Origin of the sequence: Diplocloster hominis, assembly GCF_032380655.1 — a bacterium.
Classification (GTDB): domain Bacteria; phylum Bacillota; class Clostridia; order Lachnospirales; family Lachnospiraceae; genus Diplocloster; species Diplocloster hominis.
The window spans coordinates 1-22,882 of record NZ_JAWDIY010000015.1; the positions used below are offsets into that span (position 1 = coordinate 1).

General features: G+C 51.4%; 20 protein-coding genes. 19 read left to right on the forward strand and 1 reads right to left on the reverse strand.

Annotation, left to right across the window (positions count from 1 at the left end):
• The first annotated feature begins 268 nt into the window (after nt 1-268).
• From ABC831_RS14525 to ABC831_RS14615, 19 genes are all read left to right on the forward strand, one after another.
• Complete coding sequence (locus ABC831_RS14525) at nt 269-1,321, forward strand: substrate-binding domain-containing protein (RefSeq protein ID WP_343248828.1); 1,053 nt, start codon at nt 269-271, stop codon at nt 1,319-1,321.
• Nucleotides 1,322-1,449: 128 nt separating this feature from the next.
• Nucleotides 1,450-2,811, forward strand: a complete 1,362-nt coding sequence (locus ABC831_RS14530; RefSeq protein WP_343248829.1) for an ABC transporter substrate-binding protein — start codon at nt 1,450-1,452, stop codon at nt 2,809-2,811.
• Nucleotides 2,812-2,951: 140 nt separating this feature from the next.
• The gene (locus tag ABC831_RS14535; protein ID WP_343248830.1) at nt 2,952-3,830 is read left to right on the forward strand and encodes a carbohydrate ABC transporter permease; all 879 of its coding nucleotides are present in this window, start codon (nt 2,952-2,954) and stop codon (nt 3,828-3,830) included.
• Nucleotides 3,830-4,657, forward strand: a complete 828-nt coding sequence (locus ABC831_RS14540) for a carbohydrate ABC transporter permease (protein ID WP_343248831.1) — start codon at nt 3,830-3,832, stop codon at nt 4,655-4,657. The genes ABC831_RS14535 and ABC831_RS14540 overlap by 1 nt, the downstream gene beginning before the upstream one ends.
• Nucleotides 4,658-4,670: 13 nt before the next feature.
• Nucleotides 4,671-5,741 carry a zinc-dependent alcohol dehydrogenase gene (locus ABC831_RS14545; protein WP_343248832.1) on the forward strand — a complete coding sequence of 357 codons (1,071 nt, stop codon included), beginning with the start codon at nt 4,671-4,673 and terminating at the stop codon, nt 5,739-5,741.
• 56 nt (nt 5,742-5,797) lie between these two features.
• Nucleotides 5,798-7,081, forward strand: a complete 1,284-nt coding sequence (locus ABC831_RS14550; RefSeq protein ID WP_343248833.1) for a lactate racemase domain-containing protein — start codon at nt 5,798-5,800, stop codon at nt 7,079-7,081.
• A gap of 24 nt (nt 7,082-7,105) precedes the next feature.
• Nucleotides 7,106-8,176, forward strand: coding sequence for a zinc-dependent alcohol dehydrogenase (locus ABC831_RS14555; RefSeq protein WP_343248834.1), 1,071 nt, complete (start codon nt 7,106-7,108; stop codon nt 8,174-8,176).
• Between the two features lie 145 nt (nt 8,177-8,321).
• The gene (locus tag ABC831_RS14560) at nt 8,322-9,362 is read left to right on the forward strand and encodes a zinc-dependent alcohol dehydrogenase (protein ID WP_343248835.1); all 1,041 of its coding nucleotides are present in this window, start codon (nt 8,322-8,324) and stop codon (nt 9,360-9,362) included.
• Between the two features lie 16 nt (nt 9,363-9,378).
• Nucleotides 9,379-10,416, forward strand: a complete 1,038-nt coding sequence (locus tag ABC831_RS14565; RefSeq protein WP_343248836.1) for a zinc-dependent alcohol dehydrogenase — start codon at nt 9,379-9,381, stop codon at nt 10,414-10,416.
• A gap of 19 nt (nt 10,417-10,435) precedes the next feature.
• Nucleotides 10,436-11,509 (forward strand): sugar kinase, encoded by a 1,074-nt coding sequence (locus tag ABC831_RS14570; RefSeq protein ID WP_343248837.1) that lies wholly within the window; start codon nt 10,436-10,438, stop codon nt 11,507-11,509.
• Between the two features lie 11 nt (nt 11,510-11,520).
• The gene (gene gnd / locus ABC831_RS14575; RefSeq protein WP_343248838.1) at nt 11,521-12,969 is read left to right on the forward strand and encodes a decarboxylating NADP(+)-dependent phosphogluconate dehydrogenase; all 1,449 of its coding nucleotides are present in this window, start codon (nt 11,521-11,523) and stop codon (nt 12,967-12,969) included.
• A 103-nt stretch (nt 12,970-13,072) separates the two neighbouring features.
• The gene (locus ABC831_RS14580) at nt 13,073-14,644 is read left to right on the forward strand and encodes an ABC transporter substrate-binding protein (RefSeq protein ID WP_343248839.1); all 1,572 of its coding nucleotides are present in this window, start codon (nt 13,073-13,075) and stop codon (nt 14,642-14,644) included.
• 72 nt (nt 14,645-14,716) lie between these two features.
• A complete protein-coding gene (locus ABC831_RS14585; RefSeq protein WP_343248840.1) occupies nt 14,717-15,673 on the forward strand; it encodes an ABC transporter permease in 957 nt (318 codons plus the stop codon).
• Entirely contained in the window at nt 15,670-16,464 is a 795-nt protein-coding gene (locus ABC831_RS14590; protein WP_343248841.1) for an ABC transporter permease, read from the forward strand. The genes ABC831_RS14585 and ABC831_RS14590 overlap by 4 nt, the downstream gene beginning before the upstream one ends.
• 11 nt (nt 16,465-16,475) lie before the next feature.
• Nucleotides 16,476-17,285: an ABC transporter ATP-binding protein gene (locus tag ABC831_RS14595; protein WP_343248842.1), complete on the forward strand. Its 810-nt coding sequence runs from the start codon at nt 16,476-16,478 to the stop codon at nt 17,283-17,285.
• A complete protein-coding gene (locus tag ABC831_RS14600) occupies nt 17,278-17,985 on the forward strand; it encodes an ABC transporter ATP-binding protein (RefSeq protein WP_343248843.1) in 708 nt (235 codons plus the stop codon). The genes ABC831_RS14595 and ABC831_RS14600 overlap by 8 nt, the downstream gene beginning before the upstream one ends.
• A 60-nt stretch (nt 17,986-18,045) precedes the next feature.
• The gene (gene truA, locus ABC831_RS14605; RefSeq protein ID WP_343248844.1) at nt 18,046-18,780 is read left to right on the forward strand and encodes a tRNA pseudouridine(38-40) synthase TruA; all 735 of its coding nucleotides are present in this window, start codon (nt 18,046-18,048) and stop codon (nt 18,778-18,780) included.
• A gap of 99 nt (nt 18,781-18,879) precedes the next feature.
• Complete coding sequence (locus ABC831_RS14610) at nt 18,880-20,490, forward strand: CvpA family protein (RefSeq protein ID WP_343248845.1); 1,611 nt, start codon at nt 18,880-18,882, stop codon at nt 20,488-20,490.
• A gap of 190 nt (nt 20,491-20,680) precedes the next feature.
• A complete protein-coding gene (locus ABC831_RS14615; RefSeq protein ID WP_343248846.1) occupies nt 20,681-21,499 on the forward strand; it encodes an Ig-like domain-containing domain in 819 nt (272 codons plus the stop codon).
• Here ABC831_RS14615 and ABC831_RS14620 read toward each other — a convergent pair whose 3' ends face one another.
• Complete coding sequence (locus ABC831_RS14620) at nt 21,500-22,693, reverse strand: AfsR/SARP family transcriptional regulator (protein ID WP_343248847.1); 1,194 nt, start codon at nt 22,691-22,693, stop codon at nt 21,500-21,502.
• Nucleotides 22,694-22,882: the final 189 nt, after the last annotated feature.

The following is a 22,882-nucleotide window of genomic DNA, read 5'->3' on the forward strand; positions in this document are numbered from 1 at the left end:
ATAAGCCAACATCCGGGGACAGGCCCCTTTCTCCACGCAGTTACTTAAAAATTTAGCTTTCCTACCGAAAGGTGCCAGTCCCCTCTCAAAATCCCCATTTACCAAAGTTGGCCGTGAATAGTAACATATAAAAGTGTTAAATAATAAACGATACTTGACAGAATATACAATTGTGGATATACTCTTAGTTAGAAAGTACATAGAGGTTATTTATAAATCGTTACGAGACACGGGACTCGTAAATAATGGATGCAAGGTGGAATTAACCATGACGTTAAAAGAGCTTGCATTGGAGATCGGGTGCTCTCGGGCTACACTGGACCGGGTGATTAATAATCGGGAAGGCGTAGGCGAGGAGAGAAGAAAAGAGATACTGAAGCAGATCGAGGAACGCGGATACAGACCGAATGTAGTGGGCAAGATGCTGGCGATACAGCACAGGACCGTGATCGGAGTTATTTTATGTGCAGATATTACTCCGGTTGAAAATCCTTTATTTCATGAGATCTACGCAGGAATGCTGAGGGCAGTGGGAATTCTGGAGAAGACAGGTGTTTCCTTTATGTTCCGCCATATGAAGAGCGGGAAGGCGTCAGAGCAGATCGCGGTGATCAACGAGCTGGTTGAGGAACACCGGGTGTCCGGTATCGCCATCTCCCTGGAAGAAAAATCAGAGGATCTGTTTGAGACGATCCGTGTTCATATGAATAATGGAGTAAAATTCATTTCTTATTTTAATATAAACGGAGCTCAGAATACGGAGTTTCAATTCCCTTACGAGATCGGCATTAATCAGAAAAGAGAAGGTAACGTGGCCGCCGGTTTGATGGGAAAATTCTTAAGAGGAAAAGGAAAGGTTGCATTGCTCAGCGGCCTGGAGAAGAATCTGGTCCACCAGATCAGAATCGACTCGGCGAAAGAGCATCTGGAAGAAGCATATCCTGGTGTCCAGGTGGTGGAAGTGGGACGTAATACCTATCCGGAAGACATCGCGATGGCCAAAGTGGAACGGCTGTTGAAGGAGTATCCGGATCTGGACGGTATTATCGTGAGCTGTGGTTCCGCCGGGTATATCGTGGAGATGGTGCAGAAGCTGCAGAAAAAAGATCAGCTTTCTATTATTGCATTTGATTTTACCAGACAGATGGAAAAGGATCTGCGGCTGGGATATTTTGATGCGCTGATCGGCGTGAATTTGGAACGGCTGGGATACACGACCATTTACGCGATTTACGATTATGTTTTCCAGAATGAGATTACGGACGATACTTTATACGTGGCTTTACAGATAAAATTAAAAGAGACGGTTACACCTTTGTAACCAGGTTTCGGCGATAGTTCAGGGGTGTTTTTTTAGGATTTACGAGGCACGTACCTCGTAACATTTTTGATATCATTTACGAGGCACGTGACTCGTATAAGATAAATAAAAAAAAGAGAGGGTATGTTATGAGAAAGCATGTAGCAATGGTATTGGGTTTGATTCTTTTGGCATCCACGTTGTACGGCTGTGGTCAAAAAACGGAGGAATCCGCACCGGCTTCTGATTCCGGTAAAGCAAAGGCCCCCGCACAGACAGAGGAAAAAGGGACAGATGACAGCGCGCAAGCGGTGGATAAGCCCTATGAGGGAACCGAGATCAGGGTAATCTTTGCCAACCACAACTGGACAGATGCCGTGACTGCGCATTTGGACGAATTTACCGAGAAAACCGGAATTGTCGTCAAAGCTGAGAATTACGCGGAAGATCAGTTAAGTGAAAAACTGGCGATCGAATTGACCTCCGGATCTTCGGGACTGGATGTCATGATGACAAGGCCCTTACAGGAAATCAAAATGTTTATCCAGAACGGCTGGGTCTATGACTTAAGCGCCCTGAAAGACGACCCGGAGGTAGATGCGGCTGATTTTATCCCGTCCGCTCTTGCGTCCTATGAGGATACATCCGGTGCCTGTTATGGGTTACCGCTGGTAACTGAGCGGCAGATTCTGTACTACCGGACAGATTTATTTGAAAAAGCGGGACTCGAGGTCCCGAAGACGATGGATGAACTGATGGCTGCCGCGGAGAAGTTAAATGATCCCGACAACGAAGTCTATGGAATCGTGTCCCGCGGCCTGACAGCAGCGGCGGTCACTCAGTTTTCCGGTTACCTGTATGGCTGCGGCGGCAATTGGGTGGACAATGACGGCAATGCCGCGTTAAATACGCCGGAAGCGGTGAAGGCCTTTACCTTCTATGGCGATATGCTGAGAAAATACGGCCCTCCCGGAGTCCTGAACATGCACTGGCAGCAGGCGGCGGCTCTGTATTCCCAGGGCAATGCGGCGATGTATACGGATGCGGATTCCCTGTATAATTCCGCATGCGGTCCGGACAGCACGGTATCGGATGTGACAGGATACGCGGTTATGCCTACAGGCGCTGTCTACAATATCTGTTCCTGGGGAATGTCCATAGCTGCAAACACGAAGAATCCGGAAGCGTCCATGGAATTCGTGAAGTGGGCTACCAGCAAAGAAGTGTCTACTATGGCCCAGAGTGCCGGAAATTCCGGAGCCCGTACTTCCGTGTGGGATGACCCGGATGCCAATAAGAACTTCCCGCCGGAACTGGTCAAGGTGATCCTGGCGTCCGGTGATATCGGAGTGGAGACTGACAGACCGCAGGTGATCTCGGTAGGGCGCGCAAGGGACGCCATCGGGGAAGTGATCGTAACGGCCATCAATGGTGGGGACGTACAGGCAGCTGCGGATAAGGCAAATGCCACATTCCAGTCCATCATTGACGAAGATTTCGGAACCAAGTGAGAATCCCCGCCCGGAAGGTAATGAGAAGGCAATGAGGTGAAAAACAGGGCTGTTGTTAAAAAACAGCCCTTTGTGTTCAAAAAAGTTCCTTCTTTAAACTAACAGGCATCTTTTGATGGAGAAGGGAGACATAGTAAGAAATGTCAAAATGGATTGATAAACATTTAAAAGTTATTTTCATGGCTCCGGTCATCATCTTCGTACTGGTTATGATCGTAGCACCGATGTTATATACCATTGGGCTTAGTTTTTGTGACTGGAGTATGTCCAACATTAAACCGCCGGAATTCGTGGGCGTTTCCAACTATATCGATTTGTTCCACGATGACCGGTTCTGGGGAGCGGTGCTTCGCACCTTTTTATTTGTAATCGGCGCCATTGTGGTTGAGACCTTGCTGGGAATCGGGATCGCGGTGCTGATCAACCGGAAGTTTTTTGCCACAAATGTCGTCAAAACCGTCTTTATCCTGCCGGTGGTAGCCACTCCGGTAGCGGTGGGGATGGTGTGGAAGCTGATCCTGGAGCCTACGATCGGGTATGCGAATGTACTGGTCAGCGCGTTTGGGCTGCCGAAACAGCAGTTTTTGGCTTCCGCGTCCCAGGTTCTGCCGTCCCTCATTATGATTGACGTCTGGGAATGGACGCCTATGGTTATGCTGATGGTCCTGGCCGGTTTGATGACCATACCGGGGGAAATGTATGAGTCGGCCAAAGTAGACGGGGCTTCCCCGGTACAGCGGTTCTTCCACATTACGATCCCGCTGGCCAGCCCGGCTATATTATCAGCCATCCTGCTGAGGCTGATTGACGTCATTAAGACCTTTGACATTATTTACGCCACCACCCAGGGCGGACCGGGCTACGCATCGGAAACCATCAATATTCTGGCCACAGTGACCAGTTTCCAGTACTTCCAGTTCGGAGATGCCTCTGCGATCACGGTCATGTTCTTCCTGGTGGTTATTCTGATCGCCTGTATCTTCATGTTCATTAAAAAGAAGGTGGAGGTGGATTATTAGTGAATAAAAAAATTACACGGTTTGTCTCGGCATTTGGAAAGTACATCCTCATATACGGTCTGGCGTTTATTTCATTTTTCCCTATGCTTTGGATGGTTCTGGCATCATTGCAGCAGCAAAAGGATATTCTGAATGCCAGCAAAGGATTATTCTCCTTTTTGCCGACCCTGATGAACTATTCCAATGTGATTTATCAATATGACTTTATAAAACCGATGATCAACAGTTTTATCATAGCGCTGGTATCCACTGTTTTTGCATTGGTCCTGTCGCTGCCGGCAGCCTATGCGATCGCCAGATATAAGCTGCGGAAAATGAGCCTGATCATCCTGGTGGTGCGTATGATACCCGGTATTTCGTTTCTGGTTCCCTGGTTTACGATTTTTGCGAAGATGCAGCTGACGGATTCCTATACGGCACTGATCCTGACCCATATGCTGGTTGCGCTGCCGCTCATCGTCTGGATTATGACGCCGTTTTTTGAATCGATTCCCATGGAATTGGAGATGGCGGCCTGGGTGGACGGTTCCACTAAGTTCCGGACCTTTTTCGGGATCGTGCTGCCCTTGTGCAGGGCCGGTATTTTGACGGCGTCTTTGCTGGCATTCATCTTTTCCTGGAATAACTTTATGTTTGCCCTTGTCTTAAGCGGCAGAAAGACGATCACGCTGCCGGTGGCGATCTTCAGCTTTGTGTCTTATGCTGCGGTGGACTGGGGCGGACTGATGGCGGCGTCCGTACTGATCACGCTTCCCATCTGTATTATTTCCATCTTTTTACAGAAATACATTATAGGCGGCCTGACGGCAGGAGCCGTAAAGGGCTGAGAAGGAGAGCGCAATGAAAGTAGCTGTGTTGAAAGAACCCGAAGTCATTCAACTGGAAAACATTAAAAAACCGGAGGCGGATAACGACTACCTGGTCGTGGAGGTCAAGGCCTGCGGTATCTGCGGCAGCGATGTCCGATATTATAAGGGGGAAAATCCCTGGGCCTTACATACACTGGGCAAGAACCTGCCGAACCCGCCGAATATCATATTAGGCCACGAGTGGGGCGGGATCGTACATGAGGTGAAGAATCCGGAATTCAAGCATCTGCTGGGAAAACGGGTGGCGGTTCTGGCATATAACACCTGCGGTGTCTGTGAATATTGCAGAAACGGGAATTATAACCTGTGCAAAAAGACGATGCATATCGGCCACGGGGCCGGCTGGGGCACTATGGATTATTATCCGGGCGGAATGGCCGAATATTGCCAGATCTGGAACACCCATGTGTGCGAAATCCCGGATTCCATGTCCTTCGAGGAAGCCACACTGTTAGACCCTGTCTCCGTGGGCATCCATGCGATCACAAAATCGGATATCAGGCCCGGTGAGGATGTGGTAGTGCTGGGAACAGGAGCGGTGGGCTTAAGTATCGTACAGGCGGTGAAGGCGTTCGGGGCTGACCGGGTTATCTGTACAGACGTCTATGAGGGAGCGCTTGAGATCGCCAGGGATGTGGGTGTGACCAGGGCTGTGAATGTCCGGCAGGAATCCCTGGAAGACGCCATGGGGGAGATCGGGATGAACGGTGCGAACGTTGTCTTTGACACGGTGGGAACCGCCGACACCCAGAAGCAGGCGCTGCACATCTTAAGAGAGAGCGGCACCCTTGTGAACCTGGTGGCGAATATGACGCAGGCTTCCTATGAGCTGATGGACCTGGCCGGTGAAAAAAGGTTAATCACTTCGGCCAACAACAACAGTTCGGATTTCCTGCTGGGAATCAAACTCATAGAGAATGGGACGATCCAGGCGAAAAAAATGATTACCCATGTGCTGCCCCTTGACGAAGTGCAGACCGGGTTTGACATCATGCTGAATAAAGAACAGGAAAAAGTTATGAAAGTGGTGTTGGTGCCTTAAAAGCTGAAAACATGCTGAGAAAGGCATCATGCATTTCCTTTGAGAGGTGGCAGTATATGAAAGAATACAGGATGAACACAGGAACTCACGAGATATCGTTTCAGCTGGATGAGAGGCAGGTAATATACTATGCGGCTCTGGCGGAGCTTCCGAAGAAGCAGGAGGAAGCGCGTCTGATCGAGGAAGCGCTGGATCATCCCTACGGGGCTGAAAAACTGGAGGACGCGGTGCCAAAAGACGGGAAAGTAGTGATTATCGTGGATGACGCTACCAGACCTACACCCTGCGCCAGGATTCTTCCCCATCTTCTGGCACGGATCGAACAAAAGACAAAAGATATCTGCATCATGACAGCGCCGGGAACGCACAGGCCCATGAGCGAAAAAGAGCTGGACGAGAAGATCGGCAGAGAGATACTGGACCGGTATCCGCTGTTAAATGTGGACTATACCAAAGAAGAGGATTACGAATATGTCCTCACTACCGAATTAGGGACTCCGGTGGATTTACATAAAGAAGTGCTCAAAGCGGACTTCGTACTGGCGGTCGGCAATATCGTTCCCCATGTGGTGGTGGGCTGGAGCGGCGGCGCGAAAACGATCCAGCCGGGAGTCAGCGCCAGGAGAACCACGGACTACACCCACTGGATCGGAGCGGTCAGGGCCAACACGATGGATATCGTGGGGACACTGGATAATATATGCAGGAAGGAAATCGACTATATCGGCACCCAGGTCAATTTATCTTATATCGTAAACACCGTGCTGAATGAAAAAAAGGAAATCCAGGGCCTGTTCTGCGGCCATTTTATCGAGGCACACCGGGCGGGGGTGAAGCTGGCCGAACAGCTGCTGTGTCCGGTCATCGATCACCGGGCGGATATCGTGATCGCCAATGCGGCCCCCTGCTGCTTTGATTTCTGGCAGGCGTTCAAACCCTATGCCTTCGCGCAGTTCGGGGTGAAGGAGGGCGGCACCATCATCTTTCTCTTCGAGGCATCGGAGGGATTGTGCGGGAATGCGCCGTTCCATCTTCCGGCACTGAAAAAATACATGCCCATGACCCTGGATGAAATCCTGAAAGAAGCGGAAGAGGGAAAGATCGAAGACGAGGTGGGAGCGACCAACGCCATCAATCACCACAAGCTGATCAACCACGCGGAAATCATCTGTGTATCCGACGGTTTGGCGGACGAGGACTATGAGCTCCTGCAGTTCCAAAAAGCGTCCACGGTGGAAGAGGCGGTGGAAATGGCAAAGGCCCGTTTGGGAGAAAATGCCGAAATCGGTATGATCCCGTTCTGCGGAGAAACGCTGGTCAAGGTGAAAGATGAAAAATAACAGGCGGTTAGAGGAGGAAAACACGTGAAAGCAGTAGTACTGAAAACGGACAATCAGATTCATTACATGGATGCGCCGAAACCGGCTCTATGCTCCGGCGAAGTCCTGGTACGGGTAAAAGCCTGCGGTATCTGCGGAAGTGATATCAGATATCTGGAAGGTGAGAATCCGTGGTCCCAGCAGACTTTAGGCTATGTCACCCAGAACCCCGACAATATGATCCTGGGGCATGAATTTGCAGGTGAAGTCGTGGAGGTAAAGGACAAAAAAGATGAGTATCTGCTGGGGAAAAAAGTGGGAATTATCGTTTACAACACCTGCAAAAGCTGTGAGTTCTGCCGCACCGGCCGGATGAACCTCTGTAAGAATACGAAACATATCGGGCACGGGGCCGGATGGGGGGAGATGGAATTCTACCCCGGCGGCATGGCGGAGTACTGCCAGGTGTGGAGTGACCACGTATATCCGTTCGAAAACGCCACCTTTGAGGAAGTCTCCACCCTGGATTTTGTGGCCGTCGGACTGGCCGCGGTGTCGAAGATTAAGAAAGTATTCGCGGAGGACGCCGTAATCATCGGAACCGGTCCGGTGGGCCTGTCCATCATCCAGCTGTTGAAATTAAAGGGCGCCAGAAGGGTATATTGTGTGGATATCCTGGACTATGCCTTCGAGGTGGCCAAAGAAGTGGGAGCGGATGATGTGTTTAATTCCGCAGAGGCGGATGTGGCGCCCGAGATCCTGAACAGAACAGACGGACTGGGGGCCGCCATGGTGTTCGATACGGTGGGAACGGAAGAAACCCAGAAGTTGGCGCTGGCAGTCTGCAAGGGGGAAGGAACGGTCGTGAATCTGGTCTGCAACACAACGAAGGTGCAGTACCAGTTAAAAGATTTCAGCAGTGAGAGAAGTATCGTATCTATAGCAAACGCCAGCGACGACTTATATTATGACTGTCTGAAGATGCTGGAAGCTGGAAGATTAAACGTAAAACCGCTGATCACGGATGTTCTGCCGCTGGAGAAGGCCCGGGAAGGCTTCGAGCGGCTGATGAACCGGGAAGAGACAGGAGCGATCAAAGTGATCCTGAAGCCATGAGTCTAATGAGAGAAAGTCTTAACAGGAACGGCAAAAAGGATAACAGGTATGACAAAAGTAATAACAGAAAAGACAAGGTGTGAACAATCAGGAACAGATAAGACATAATTGGATAGCGCAGAAACTGCGATATTGGAGGAAATAAATGAAAGCGGTTGTAAAATATGAGGAAAAACCAAAGGCAACCAGATTAATGGAGATCGACAAGCCGGTATGCGGGGAGGACCAGGTTCTGTTAAAAGTGATGGCAGCCGGCGTCTGCGGAAGTGATGTGGATATATGGAACCAGAACATCGGCTTTAAGATCAAGCCGCCGGTGGTACAGGGGCATGAATTTTGCGGCGTTATCGTGGAAAAAGGGGAACGGGTGAAACATTTTCAGGTAAACGACCGGGTCGTCTGTGAGACGGCGGCACAGATCTGCGGTGAATGTGTCTACTGCAGAACCGGCAATTATAACCAATGTCCGAGCAGATGCGGCTATGGCGCGCTGATCGACGGCGCCTTCTCGGAATACGTGGCGGTGCCGGAGCGAATCCTGCACCACATGCCGGATACCCTCTCATTCGAGCGGGCCGCCCTTACGGAACCCTGCTGCGTCGCGTACAACGCCATGATCGTGAAGACACAGATACAACCGGGCAAGCCGGCTGTTATCATAGGGCCGGGAACCATCGGGCTCTTATGTATAATCATGGCAAAACTGGCCGGCGCGTATCCGGTCATCGCTGTAGGCAGAAGTTCCTCCGAGAACCGGATGGAGATCGCCGGGCAGCTGGGAGCGGATGTTCTGATCTATTCGGACAGAGAAGAACCACGGGATGTGATCCGTGAACTGACAGGCGGGATCGGTGCTCCGGTCGTCTGCGACTGCGCGGGCAGCACTTCCACTTTTAAGCTGTCCATGGACATCGTGGCGCCCAACGGACAGATCACTAAGGTTGGCTGGGGGCCGGCGCCCATCGACGTTTCCATCGATCCGATTGTACAGAAAGGGGCCTGCATCCAGGGGTCTTTCAGCCACACCTGGGATACCTGGGAGACCGTGATCCGTCTGATCGACGGGGGCAGGATTAACCTGGAGCCATTTTCCAGATTCATCTTCGGTATCGATGAATGGGAAAAGGCGTTCGAAGCGATGGACAGCCGCCAGGCGGTAAAATCGGTCATTCTGCCGAATGCATAGGGGAGGGAAGAAGAAAATGAAGGCGCTGGTATATTACGGACCGTCCGATATGAAGCTTGCGGAGTATGAGAAGCCGGTCCCGAAAAAAGGGGAAGTATTATTAAAATCAAAAGCGGTAGGAATCTGCGGTTCCGATGTCCACGGATATCTGGGACTGACCGGACGGAGAATCCCGCCGATGATCATGGGCCATGAGGTGGTGGCCCTGGTGGAGGAAACCACGCTGGAGAACAGCCGTTACCAAAAGGGGGATCTGGTATTTGTGGATCCGATCATAACCTGTAAGACCTGTGAAAACTGTCAGGAGGGCTATTACAGCATCTGCCTGAATAAGAGCAACATCGGCGTTCTGGAGGTGGACGGAGCGTTCTGCGAATACTTTACCATGGTGGAAGAAAACCTGATCCCCATGCCGGACGGAGTAAGGGCGGAGGTTGGCGTCCTGGCGGAACCTTTTTCCGTGGCGCTGCACGCGGTAAAGCAGCTTACCATGCCGGCCGGTAAAGTGAAAACCATAGCGGTCATCGGAGCCGGCGTGATCGGTATGTGTACGGCCGCCGTGGCAAAAGACATCTATCGGGATGCAAAGATCGTGATTATGGATGTTGCGAAAAAACGCCTGGACCGCTGCCAAAAGATTCTGGGAGCTGCGGTCGAAACACAAGACCTGACGGCGAAGAGCTACGAAGACATCCGGGAAGCATACACACCCAGCGGATTTGACGTCGTACTGGAGGCGGTCGGTGTCGGCCCCACCGTAAACGGAAGTCTCACGCTGGTAAAAAGCAAGGGAGAAGTAGTTCTGATCGGAAATAACCAGAAGGATATCAACCTGTACTACCAGCAGATCGTGACCAGAGAGCTGCGGGTTTACGGGACTTACGGATTCACGCACCGGGATCTGGAAGAATCCATTCTGAAATTCAAAGACCGTCCTTACGCTGCTTCTATGGTAGACAAAATCGTTCCGCTGGAGGAAGCGGTCTCGTACTTTGATGAGCTGGCCAATCCGGACAACGACTATCTGAAAATCATCGTGGACCCGACGCTGTAAGGCAGGAGGAGAAACCAATATGGAGCTTAAATCAAATGGTAAATACGATTTGGTCGTGGTAAGCAGCATGGGTGTCAGAATCACGCCTGCAAACCGTCAGCCCGTCGGTATGAGCAGCCTGTATGAGATGCAGGCGACCAGCGCCGAGAGCAATGTGGGAAATATCAGCGCAGCCCTTGGAAAGCGGGTCAAGGTACTGACCAAATTCGTAAAGGACAGCGCGATCGCGGAGTTCATAAAGGCAGAGCTCCGCAAAAGGAACCTGGAGTATGAGGGCCCTGAGATCCCTCAGGGCGGGCCTTTCGGCTACCGGCACCAATTCAACATCGCCGACAGCGGATACGGAAGAAGAAGGCCGGTGGTTCAGAACGACCGGGCGGGGGAGGTGGCCTGCACCCTTTCTGCGCAGGATTTTGACCTGGAACGGATCTTTCACGAGGAAGGCTGCCGTATCCTGCATTTCTCCGGGCTGGTCGCGTCCCTCTCCAAAGAAAGCGGCCGGTGCTGCCTTGAGATAGCCAGAACGGCTAAAAAATATGGCACGGTCATCTCCTTTGATATGAACTACCGGGCCAGTTTCTGGAAAGGGCGGGAAGAGGAACTGCGTCCGGTATTCCGGGAACTGGCGGGGCTGTCCGACATCCTGATCGGGAATGAAGAAGATTTCCAGCTGGCATTGGGAATACAGGGACCAAAAGCCGGAGGCCTTGAGGTCTCGGAAAAGACAGACGGATTCAAAGAGATGATCGGGCGGCTCAGGGAGAGCTATCCCGGGGCATCCGTCTTTGCCACCACCCTGCGCACGGTCATCGACGCGAATTCCCATCTGTGGGGAGCGATCCTGTACGCAGAGGATCAGTGGTTCGTGGAAGAACAGCGGGAAATCGCCGTGTATGACCGGATCGGAGGCGGAGACAGCTTCGTGGGAGGCATGCTCTATGCGATGCTGTCCGGATATCCGCCGGCAGAATGGATCCGATACGGCTGGGCCTGCGGCGCTTTAACTGCGACCCTGGCCACCGATTACGGCCAGCCGGTGAGCGAAGAAGAGATCCGAAGCATCTATGAAGGCAATGCGAGAGTAAAAAGATAGGAGGAAGCGAAATGGGAATATCCGATATCGGTCTGATCGGCCTGGCCGTCATGGGGGAAAATCTGGTGGTCAACATGGAAAACCACGGATTTACGGTAAGTGTCTATAACCGGACCACCCAAAGAGTTACAGATTTTACGGAAGGGAGGGCGAAGGGGAAACATATTATCCCCGCCTATTCCCTGGAAGAATTCATAAGCCAGCTGAAACCCCCGAGAAAAGTCATGCTGATGGTAAAAGCCGGAGCGCCGGTCGACAGCTTCATTGACGCGCTGATCCCCCTGCTGGAGCCCGGGGATATCATTATCGACGGCGGCAACTCCCATTTCCCGGATACCATCAAAAGAACCGCCTACGTGGAAAGCAAAGGCCTTCTCTATATCGGATGCGGGGTCTCAGGCGGGGAAGAAGGGGCCTTGCACGGCCCGTCCATGATGCCCGGCGGCTCCCGTAAAGCATGGGAGAGCGTAAAGCCCATCTTCCAGGCCATCGCCGCCAAAGCAGACGGTGTCCCCTGCTGTGAGTGGATCGGGGACAACGGAGCCGGCCATTTCGTGAAAATGGTCCATAACGGCATTGAATACGGAGACATGCAGCTCATCTGCGAAGCCTACCAGATCATGAGGGATTATCTGAACATGAGCGCAGACGAGATGCAGGAAGTCTTCGGCAAATGGCAGACAGAAGAGCTGGACAGCTATCTGATCGAAATCACAAGAGACATCCTAAAGGTCCAGGATACGGACGGCGCCCCCATCCTGGACAAAATCCTGGACACCGCGGGACAGAAAGGAACCGGCAAATGGACCGGCATCGCCGCCCTGGATGAGGGGGTGCCTCTGACCCTGATCGCGGAAGCCGTATTCAGCCGCTGCCTCTCCGCTTCCAAAGAAGAGCGGGTCCACGCCTCCCGTATCCTCACAGGCCCCGCCGTCGTATTCGAGGACGGCCGGGAAGCCTTCCTGGAGGACTTAAAATCCGCCCTCTACGCCTCAAAAATCGTATCCTACGCCCAGGGCTATGCCCTCATGAAATCAGCGGCCAAAACCTACGGCTGGGACTTAAACTACGGAGAGATTGCCATGATCTGGCGGGGAGGCTGCATCATCCGAAGCGTTTTCCTGGAAAATATCAAAGAAGCCTACGACCGGAACCCGGATCTGGAAAACCTGATGTTAGACGGCTACTTCAGAGAAGTCATGTCAAACAGCCAGCAGGGTTGGAGATACATCTGCGCCTCCGCCCTTTTAAACGGAATCCCGGCCCCGGCCATGACCAGCGCCCTGTCCTACTACGACGGTTACCGCTGTGCCCGGCTTCCGGCCAATCTCCTTCAGGCCCAGAGAGACTACTTCGGCGCCCACACCTACGAGCGCACCGACCGTCCCCGGGGGGAATTCTTCCACACCAACTGGACCGGCGAAGGCGGCAGCACTGTATCAGGAACCTACAACGCTTAGGCATCAAATCAGAAAAATTCCTTGCCAACCCACTCCAAAGAGGTTACAATAAAACCGACAATTGCATAATGGGAGAATCTTAAAAGGAAAGAGGATTCATTTTATGAACAGGAAAAGCTTACTCAGGCACCTTACCGTGCTTGGCGTACTGACCCTCACTATTGCACTGGGCGGATGCTCAGGCGATAAGACCGAGAAAGGAAGCGAAGCGGTTCCCGGCAAAGAATCCAGCCAAGTTTCTTCCGGTGAGCCTTCTATGGGAGGCTCCATCGTAGTAGGAATTCCTCAGGATCTGGAGGATAGTCTTGACCCTCACAAAATGGTAGCGGCAGGAACGAAAGAAGTCCTATTTAACATTTATGAAGGCTTAGTAAAGCCTGATTCAGATGGTAATTTAATCGAAGCTGTCGCCAGCCATTATGATATTTCAGAGGATGGAAAGACCTATACCTTCACGCTGAGGGATGGGGTGAAGTTCCACAATGGGAACCCGGTGACAGTGGATGATGTGATCTATTCAATCGAACGCTGCGCCGATGCCACGGGAGGAGAACCGCTGGTACCGGCGTATTCTAATATTGAGAGCATCCAGGCTGACGGGAACCAAGTGGTGATTACATTAAAAGAACCCAACACGGAGTTTTTGGCCTACATGACTACTGCGATCATACCGAAGGACTATGCTGAGCTGGATACACAGCCGGTAGGTACCGGACCGTTCCGGTACGTGTCCAGATCCCCCCAGGAAAATATCGTGATCGAAAAGTTCGCGGATTATTGGGGAGAACCGGCATATCTGGATAAAGTCGAATTCAAGATCGTGGCGGATGCCGACACCATCGTCATGAGCTTAAAGGGCGGTTCCATCGACATGTACGCGAGACTCACGTCCTCGCAGGCGGCGGAACTGAAGGATGACTTTAATATCGAGGAGGGAACCATGAACCTGGTGCAGGCGCTGTATCTGAACCACGCGGCAGCCCCCTTTGACAACAAGCTGGTCCGCCAGGCCATGTGCTACGCTGTGGACCCCCAGGAGGTCATGATGATGATCGCCGACGGCAAGGGAACCGAGATCGGCAGCAGTATGTTCCCGGCTTTTGGGAAATACTATGTGGATGACCTGAAGAACATGTACACGCAGGATGTGAATAAGGCTAAGGAGCTGCTTACCGAGGCCGGATATCCGGATGGATTTGATATGACCATCACGGTGCCGTCCAACTATCAGCCCCATATCGACACGGCCCAGGTGCTGGTCGAGCAGTTAAAGCAGGTGGGCATCAACGCCACGATCCAGATGATCGAATGGGACAGCTGGCTGTCGGATGTCTATGCAGACCACAATTACCAGAGTACGGTCGTCGGAGTGGATGCGTCGGCGCTGACGGCAAGGGCATTGCTGGAACGGTTTACCACCGGGAATTCCGGCAACTTTATCAATTACAGCAACCCCGAATACGACAGCCTGTTCCAGCAGGCGGCCTCCACAGCGGATGACGCCAAACAGGTGGAGCTCTATAAGCAGATGGAGACCCTGCTGGCCGAGGACGCGGCCAACGTGTATATCCAGGATCTGGCCGATCTGGTAGCGCTGAATAAGAAGTACGGCGGCTATACATTCTACCCGCTGTATGTACAGGATATGAGCAAAATATATCTGATCGGGCAGTAAAGCAGACAGCACTATGTACAGAAGTTCAGCACAGTTGGATAAAGAGTAAAGAGGCCGCAGGGAGGTGTGGAAATGAAATTTTATATAAAAAAAATAATCACTCTCATGATTACATTGCTAATTGTCTCATTTCTGACCTTCCTGGCCTTTGACCTGATATCCGGGGACCCGGCTACCTCAAAGCTGGGAACCCAGGCAACGCCCGAAAAAGTGGAAGCACTGCGGGAAGAGATGGGACTGAACGATCCTCTGCCCATCCGCTATGCCCGCTGGATCGCAGGATTCGCCACCGGGGATCTGGGAGAATCCTACAGCTATCATCTGCCGGTTGGGCAGATGCTGTTGGAAAAATTACCGGTCACCCTGACTATGATGGGGATGTCCTTCGTCATGATCCTGCTGCTTGGAATCCCCCTGGGGATTCTGTGCGCCAGACATGAAAATGGCATAGTGGATCACATCCTGAGCGTACTGAATCAGATCGCCATGTCGATACCGCCTTTTTTCCTGGGTGTTTTGCTCACCTTTTTCTTTGGGCTGGTATTAAAGCTGTTCACTCCGGGAGGCTATGTGCCGTACCAGGACAGTGCCGCCGGATTCCTGGGATATCTGATTCTGCCTTCCTTTGCCATCGCCCTGCCAAAGAGCGCCATGACGGTGAAGCTGCTTCGAAGCTCTGTGCTGGGTCAGCTCAGGCAGGACTATGTAAAGACGGCTCACAGCCGGGGAAATACGAAAAACGGCGTGCTGTACCGGCACGTACTGCGCAACGCCTGTATTCCCGTTCTGACTTTCCTGGGAATGGCCCTGGCCGATATGCTGGCGTCCAGTATTATCATCGAGCAGGTATTCGGTATCCCTGGCCTTGGACGGATGCTGGTCAGTTCCATATCGGGACGGGATTATCCGGTGGTGCAGGCCATTATCACATTCCTGGCAGCTTTTGTTGTGATTGTAAATTTTCTGGTGGATATGGGATACCGGTGGCTGGATCCCAGAGTCCGGCTGGGCGGGGGCGGGAACGAATGAAAAAAGACGGACGGAACCTGAACTTCATACTGGGCTGTGTGATATGCGCCGTTATGGTAATCCTGATTATCGCCGGTTTCTTTTATACGCCCTACGGGCCGGATACCATGAGCGGGCCGGATAAATTTGCCGCCCCTTCCCTTCGCCATCTGATGGGGGCAGATCAGTTCGGGCGGGATATTTTCAGCCGGGTCTTAAAAGGCCTGGGCACGACAGGCTGGATCTCTTTGGTGACTGTGGTCATAGGCGGACTGACCGGAACACTGGTGGGTGCCCTGACCGGGTATTGCGGAGGAATCCTGGATGAAATATTGATGAGAATAAACGACATTGTGACGGCATTTCCGAGCTTTTTGCTGGCGCTTGTTTTCATCAGTGTTTTAGGACCGGGAACAGGGAATCTGATCCTGGCGCTGTCCATCGCCTTTATCCCAAGCTTCGCCCGGGTGGTGAGAGGGGAATTCCTCCTCTATAGGGACCGGGATTATGTGAAAAGTGCGAGACTGTGGGGAGCTTCAGGCGCCCGCATCATGTTCGTTCATATCCTTCCCAATGCGCTTCCTGTAATCTTGTCCAGTGCCGCCATTGGCTTTAACAATGCAGTGCTGGCGGAAGCCAGCTTAAGTTATCTGGGAATCGGTGTACAGCCCCCGGACGCCAGCCTGGGACGCATGATATCAGAGGCTTCGACCTATCTGTTCTCAGCACCCTGGTGCGCGGTATTTCCCGGCGTCATGATTATCCTGCTGATCCTGGGCTTTGGGATGATCAGCGACGGATTGAAACGGTAGGAGGGAATCATATGCTGGAAGTTAAGAATCTTTCCATAGAATTTCTGGACCGGTCGTCACCGGAACGGGTGCTCAATCATTTTAACCTGCGTATGGAGCAAGCACAGATCGTGGGCCTGGTAGGAGAATCCGGTTCCGGCAAGACCATGACAGCCCAGGCCATCGCGGGCCTGCTTCCTGGCCATGCCGTGATAAAAAGCGGGGAGATCCGGCTGGACGGTCAGGATCTGCTCCACTGCACCAGCAGGGAACTGCGTACTCTCCAGGGAAAAGAGATTTCCATGATATTCCAGGAACCCATGACCTCCCTGAATCCGGTCATGAAGATCGGCAGGCAGGTGGAAGAAAGCCTGCGGCTTCACACGGATCTGCCGGCAGCCGAACGAAAAGAACGGGCTGTAAAGGCCATGCTGGACGCCGAACTCCCAAACCCGGAGGAACTGTATCACAAATATCCCCATCAGCTGTCCGGAGGCATGAGGCAGCGGGTGATGATCGCTTCCGCCATTATCTGCCATCCCAAACTGCTGATCGCGGACGAACCAACCACAGCGCTGGACGTGACCATCCAGGCGCAGATCGTGCGTCTCCTCCAAAAAATCAACCGCAAATACGGGACGGCCATCCTGTTCATATCCCATGATCTGGGGCTGGTGCGCAAGCTGTGCAGCCGGGTCATCGTGCTATGCGACGGTGATATGATAGAAGAGGGAAGTATGGAAGACATCTTCCGGAATCCAAAACAGGACTATACCAGACAACTGATCGCATCGGTTCCGTCCAGGACCGGAATTCCTTTAAGGAGGCAGCTGCATGAGTGACAGAAAAAAAGTTTTGGAAGTCCGGGGAGTCAACGCCTATTATGAAAAACAAGTATTATATGGCATCAATTTCTGTGTCTATGAAAATGAGATCATGGGATTAGTCGGCGAGAGCGGCTGCGGCAAATCCACCCTGTCCAGAGCAATCCTGGGCCTGGGAGAGCACACCGAGGGACAAATTGTCCACCACACCAGCCGCCCCCAAATGATCTTCCAGGACCCTTACGCCTCCTTAAACCCGGTAAAAAAGGTAGGCTGGATACTGGAAGAGCCCTTAAGACTAAAAGGCGGCACGTCCAAAAGCCAGCGCCGGGAAGCCGTCCTGGACATATTAAAGAAAGTGGGCCTTGAAGAAAAAATCGCCTCCAGGCTGCCCAGGGAGCTAAGCGGCGGGCAGCGGCAGCGGGTCAGCATCGCCGCCTCCTTAATTGGCGGCTCCCGGTTTATCATCGCCGACGAACCAGTCTCCGCGCTGGACGTCACAGTTCAGGCCCAGATCATGGAACTCCTCCTGAAGCTGGCAGATGAGTTCAAACTATCCTACCTCTTCATCTCCCACGACCTAAACGTCATCTACCAAATGTGCGACCGTCTGATCGTCATGAAAGAAGGACGAATCGTAGAAGAAGGCACCATAGACCAGGTATTCACCCACCCCCAAAACCCATATACAAGACAACTATTAGAGCTCGAAAAATAAAACCTAACCTGCATAATCAGCCTGATACAAAAGCAGGAACAAAAAAAGGAGTATCAAAAAATGAATTACAAAATGACACTGGAATATGACGGCACTTCCTATAACGGCTGGCAGAGACAGGGGAATACCGAACGCACGATACAGGGGAAGCTGGAAGAACTGCTGAAGAAAATGACAGGGGAGGACACGGAGGTGTCAGGCTCGGGGCGCACCGATGCCGGTGTGCACGCGCTGGGACAGGTGGCAAATTTCCGGCTGACCAAGTACCGGGAGCCGGAGGAACTCTTAGAAGAGATGAACCGGTACCTTCCGCAGGATATCCGTGTGCTTGAGCTTAAGACGGCTTCGGACCGGTTCCACAGCAGATGGAATGCGCTTAAGAAGACATATGTATATCGGATCGACCGGGGGGACAAGCCATCTGTCTTTTACCGGAAATACCGGCTTTCTTACAGCGGGCCGCTTAATGTGGAGCGCATGAGAGAGGCGGCGTCCTGCCTTTTGGGTACCCATGATTTTAAGAGCTTTTGCGCAAATAAACGGATGAAAAAGTCCACGGTGCGCTGTATTCATGATATACGGATCGAAGAGCAGCAGGAGGTAATGTCTGTCTATATTACCGGAAATGGATTTTTGCATCATATGGTCCGCATTATTGTGGGGACGCTGCTGGAGGTGGGGAGCGCTGAGAGGCCCGCAGCGTCCATGCGGGACGTGCTGGAAAAATGCGACCGGTCGGCTGCCGGACAGACCGCTCCTCCGCATGGCTTGTTCCTTCTTGGGGTAGAATATTAAACCCGAATATTAAATCTTTATAAACTCATTGTTTTGTACGAATAAAACTGATATGATGTATACTGTTAAAACTTTGACGGGAACAAAGGAGGAGCTACTATGAAAAAGCCAACAAAAGTGATTCTGGCAGTGCTGGCACTTTTGATCATCGGTTTTCTTTACTATTATGTGTCATTACCTGCGATTAATATCCATGCCGGAGGATTCTGGACATTCCTGATCGTGCTGCTGGCAGTTTTGGTCGGATTTTACCTTTTATCCAGGCTGAAAAAGGGAGAAAATATTAAAGATGTAAAGAAAAATAAAATATTCAAAGTCGGAATCGGAGCGATTCTGCTGGTTGTTGTTGTTTATCTGGTAGGGAGCCTTCTGTCCTCTCCGATTGTCAACGCCAAGAAGTATCAGCAGCTGCTGACGGTGAAGGACGGGGAATTTACCGAGGATATCGATCAGGTATCCTTCGACCAGATTCCGCTGCTGGACCGGGATTCCGCCACACTGTTGGGGAACCGGAAGATGGGAAGCCTGGTGGAGATGGTCTCTCAGTTCGAGGTGAGCCCCCTGTATACGCAGATTAATTACAAAGGACGGCCGGTTCGGGTATCCCCGCTTCAGTACGCAAGCCCGATCAAATGGCTGACGAACCAGAAAGAGGGAATACCGGCCTACATGATGATAGATATGGCCAATCAGGATACGGAATGTGTGAAGCTTAGCCAGGGGATCAAGTACAGCCCTTCCGAATACTTTAACCGGAACATCTACCGGCATCTGCGGTTTAACTATCCGACTTATATTTTTGATGAGATCAGTTTTGAGCTGGATGAAGAGGGAACCCCCTACTGGGTATGTCCGGTGAAAAAATACAGCATCGGCCTTTTCGGCGGGCAGGTGATCGGCAGAGTTGTACTTTGTAATGCGATCACAGGTGAAACCATGGATTATCCCATCGAGGACGTGCCGTCCTGGATCGACCGGGCCTATTCGGCGGATCTGCTGGTACAGCTGTTCGATTACTACGGAACGTTAAAGCACGGTTATTTCAACAGCATTCTGGGACAAAAGGACTGCCTGCAGACCACCAACGGATATAATTTTATTGCCCAGGATGATGATGTGTGGGTCTATACCGGTGTGACCAGCGTGACTGCGGATCAGTCAAACGTCGGTTTTGTGCTGATGAACCAGAGGACGATGGAAACGAAATTTTATAAGATAGAGGGCGCGGTGGAGGTCTCCGCTATGTCATCCGCCGAAGGACAGGTGCAGAACCTGGGATACCGGGCTACCTTCCCGCTTCTTTTGAATATAGCCAACGAACCCACCTATTTTATCGCATTAAAGGACGATGCCGGTTTGGTTAAAAAATATGCCATGGTAAATGTCCAGAAATACCAGCTGGTAGCCATCGGCGATACGGTCCAGCAATGCGAGAAGCAGTATATCGCACTCCTGAATACGAGCGGTATCTCCGCGGACGCGACAGCTGCCGCTACCCAGAGCAAGACAGGAGTCATAGCCAAGATTGCCCAGGGGGTTGTAGAGGGAAATTCCCATTACTATCTGATGTTAGAAGGTTCCGACGAGATCTTCGACATATCCGTGGTGGAGTTTTTAGATATTATCCGCTATAATGTCGGAGACCGCATTACGATTGAATACACGCCGGGCGCTAACGCGAATGTCGCGCTTGGTATCAGCAAAGAATAGCAGGATGGATTGACCTGTTCCCAAAAGGTGGATCGGGCAGTTGTGAGGGACAGACTCCAAAGACGGAGGCTGTCCTTTCCTCTGTCCGTTCTTTTTATAAACTGATGGACAAACGAAAACAAAAAATTATATAATAGAATAAGATGAGTACGCATTTTTGGGTTTGCGGGTTCGCAGACGGGAGGGTATGATGAAAACACACAGAAGGAAAGCGATACTTTTTTGGATATGTACAGGCCTGCTGGTAATCCTGCTGTGCGGCAGTGTATGGGCGGATGAAGGACAGCCGCCCTGCATTGCCAGCACGAATCCAGGGTCCGGCGATGTGATCGGAGCGCAGGACACGGTTACCGTGGTATTTTCGGAGCCGGTATCCGGCGATGCTTCCGTATCCTTTTCTCCGGCACACGGAGGAGAGCATGTGGATACACAGCTGTCAGGAGACGGAAAGTCTCTGAGCATGTCGCTGTCGGGGTTTCAGGAAGGCGAGAGCTATGGATTTACGATACAGGGCCTGGCGGACGCCTACGGTCACCCTCTGGATTCCGGATTGATCGGGTTTACCGTGCGGCAGACGTCGGATGGCAGCACAGATGGTGATGTGACTTATGTCTATGAGACGGTGGTCGAGACGGCGGAACCAAATGTGATATACAGAGGATCTACGGTAACAAACGGGACGCAGAATGCGGCAGGCACACAAAAGGATTCGGCTTCTGGTACGGCAGGGCAGGCGGAAGAAACACCGGGTCCCAGCCCAACTCCTGACGCAAGCCCGGAACCTGCGGCGACGCCGGACACCTCCGGTGACGAAAAAGATGGGAATCCACAGCTTCTGAAACCGGAAGAGAAATCCTCTGACGGTGTAAAAACTGCCGGTTCCCAACAGAATCAACTGGTCTGGATCATTGTATGTGCGGTTGGCGGAGCCGCTGTACTGGCAGAGATTATTTATCTGGCCGTCCACACCATAAGGAAGAAAAAACGCCAAAAAGAGGAACAGCTATAATTACTGGATCAGCTTGCTTTCGATCTCCATCTCCACATTCGTATGTTTGTGCTGCTGATAATAGCGGTCACAAATGCGGTTGATGGCGATCCGGCTGCCGTTCTCGTTGGCTACAGTCAGAATCAGAGAAAACTGCGCGGGGCTGGATTGGGTGAATACGTCATTGCTGCGCAGGTTTTTGGCCAGAATCTGATGAAGCGTTTCCATGTCTGCCTTGATATCGGTGGTGACTATATCGGGAAAGTTACGGTCAGTAAGGGTAAATAAGGTCAGGTACCGCTTGCTCTGTGAGCGCCTGACGGACCTGAGGTTAATCTGGTAGATGTTTTTGAATATGTCAAAATTGCAGTAGAAGGTACCGGTGTCATTTTTCTTCGTCCGGAGATTCTCTTCCAATTTGGCGATATTCAGCTGATGGTTTGGCAGACGCTTTACGATTTCCCCATAGATATCGTGCATGGAACTGCTTAGGTCTACCCCATATTTCTGGGAGAAGAGATCCGAGACGGAATAGTAGTAGTCCAGGGCCTGGGATACGGCATCACTGTTTAGGTAGGCATTTATTTTTTCTTTGTGGAGATCCTCGTTTAACTGGTCTCCCATACTGGAGGCATTGCACAGGGCGATCACTTCCTCATACCGGCCCATAGAGTTCAGATAGCGGCACATTTCCACGGTACAGCTGGTGTAAAGGTTTTTATAATAGACACTACGAAAAACCACCCATTCCTCCGAGGACTGTGCGCTCAGGAAATCTCCCACATAAAGATCATGCATTTTCTCAAAGTATTCAAACTGTACCCCGGGATCGGATTCCTTTTTTGCCAGATTCGAATACTGTTCGAACTGATAAATATCAATTTCACAGGGAATGTCGGGATTCCACAGATAAGCGTTGTTTGTGAAAAGAATGCACTCCGGCCTGGGTGTGTCCGCAGGATAAAAATCAGCTAATACCTGTCTTGCCCGGTAGACCAGATTACGGAGCGCTCCGGCAGGATTATGGCAATCTTCATTTTCGCTCCAGAGGATATCTGTGAGCTTATCTTTGGATACGGGAATTTCTTTATTGGCCAGCAGATAGGTGATCAGACGGGTCACCTGAAGGCTGCGGTTATTCGTGGGCGTGAATTTGTAATATTCATTGGAAATGGTAAAAGTACCGAACATTTTGATATGTAGTGTTAGGTCCATGTGGTTTTCCTCCCTGCTTTTGTAAAATGCATGTTTCATTCCTATTATATTTTATTATAACAGAGAAATAAATCATTATTTGAATTTTTTTTACAATTATCCTGCAATATATCAGAAATTATGTGACAACTGTGTGACTATGCTGTGGTATCATTATCTATTCGGACAGGATTCAAAAACGGAGCGTCC

Coding starts and splice junctions, on each gene's coding strand:
- ABC831_RS14525 (WP_343248828.1), top strand. CDS start 269: ATGACGTTAAAAGAGCTTGCATTGGAGATCGGGTGCTCTCGGGCTACA.
- ABC831_RS14530 (WP_343248829.1), top strand. CDS start 1,450: ATGAGAAAGCATGTAGCAATGGTATTGGGTTTGATTCTTTTGGCATCC.
- ABC831_RS14535 (WP_343248830.1), top strand. CDS start 2,952: ATGTCAAAATGGATTGATAAACATTTAAAAGTTATTTTCATGGCTCCG.
- ABC831_RS14545 (WP_343248832.1), top strand. CDS start 4,671: ATGAAAGTAGCTGTGTTGAAAGAACCCGAAGTCATTCAACTGGAAAAC.
- ABC831_RS14550 (WP_343248833.1), top strand. CDS start 5,798: ATGAAAGAATACAGGATGAACACAGGAACTCACGAGATATCGTTTCAG.
- ABC831_RS14560 (WP_343248835.1), top strand. CDS start 8,322: ATGAAAGCGGTTGTAAAATATGAGGAAAAACCAAAGGCAACCAGATTA.
- ABC831_RS14565 (WP_343248836.1), top strand. CDS start 9,379: ATGAAGGCGCTGGTATATTACGGACCGTCCGATATGAAGCTTGCGGAG.
- ABC831_RS14570 (WP_343248837.1), top strand. CDS start 10,436: ATGGAGCTTAAATCAAATGGTAAATACGATTTGGTCGTGGTAAGCAGC.
- gnd (WP_343248838.1), top strand. CDS start 11,521: ATGGGAATATCCGATATCGGTCTGATCGGCCTGGCCGTCATGGGGGAA.
- ABC831_RS14580 (WP_343248839.1), top strand. CDS start 13,073: ATGAACAGGAAAAGCTTACTCAGGCACCTTACCGTGCTTGGCGTACTG.
- ABC831_RS14585 (WP_343248840.1), top strand. CDS start 14,717: ATGAAATTTTATATAAAAAAAATAATCACTCTCATGATTACATTGCTA.
- ABC831_RS14590 (WP_343248841.1), top strand. CDS start 15,670: ATGAAAAAAGACGGACGGAACCTGAACTTCATACTGGGCTGTGTGATA.
- ABC831_RS14595 (WP_343248842.1), top strand. CDS start 16,476: ATGCTGGAAGTTAAGAATCTTTCCATAGAATTTCTGGACCGGTCGTCA.
- ABC831_RS14600 (WP_343248843.1), top strand. CDS start 17,278: ATGAGTGACAGAAAAAAAGTTTTGGAAGTCCGGGGAGTCAACGCCTAT.
- truA (WP_343248844.1), top strand. CDS start 18,046: ATGAATTACAAAATGACACTGGAATATGACGGCACTTCCTATAACGGC.
- ABC831_RS14610 (WP_343248845.1), top strand. CDS start 18,880: ATGAAAAAGCCAACAAAAGTGATTCTGGCAGTGCTGGCACTTTTGATC.
- ABC831_RS14615 (WP_343248846.1), top strand. CDS start 20,681: ATGAAAACACACAGAAGGAAAGCGATACTTTTTTGGATATGTACAGGC.
- ABC831_RS14620 (WP_343248847.1), bottom strand. CDS start 22,693: ATGGACCTAACACTACATATCAAAATGTTCGGTACTTTTACCATTTCC.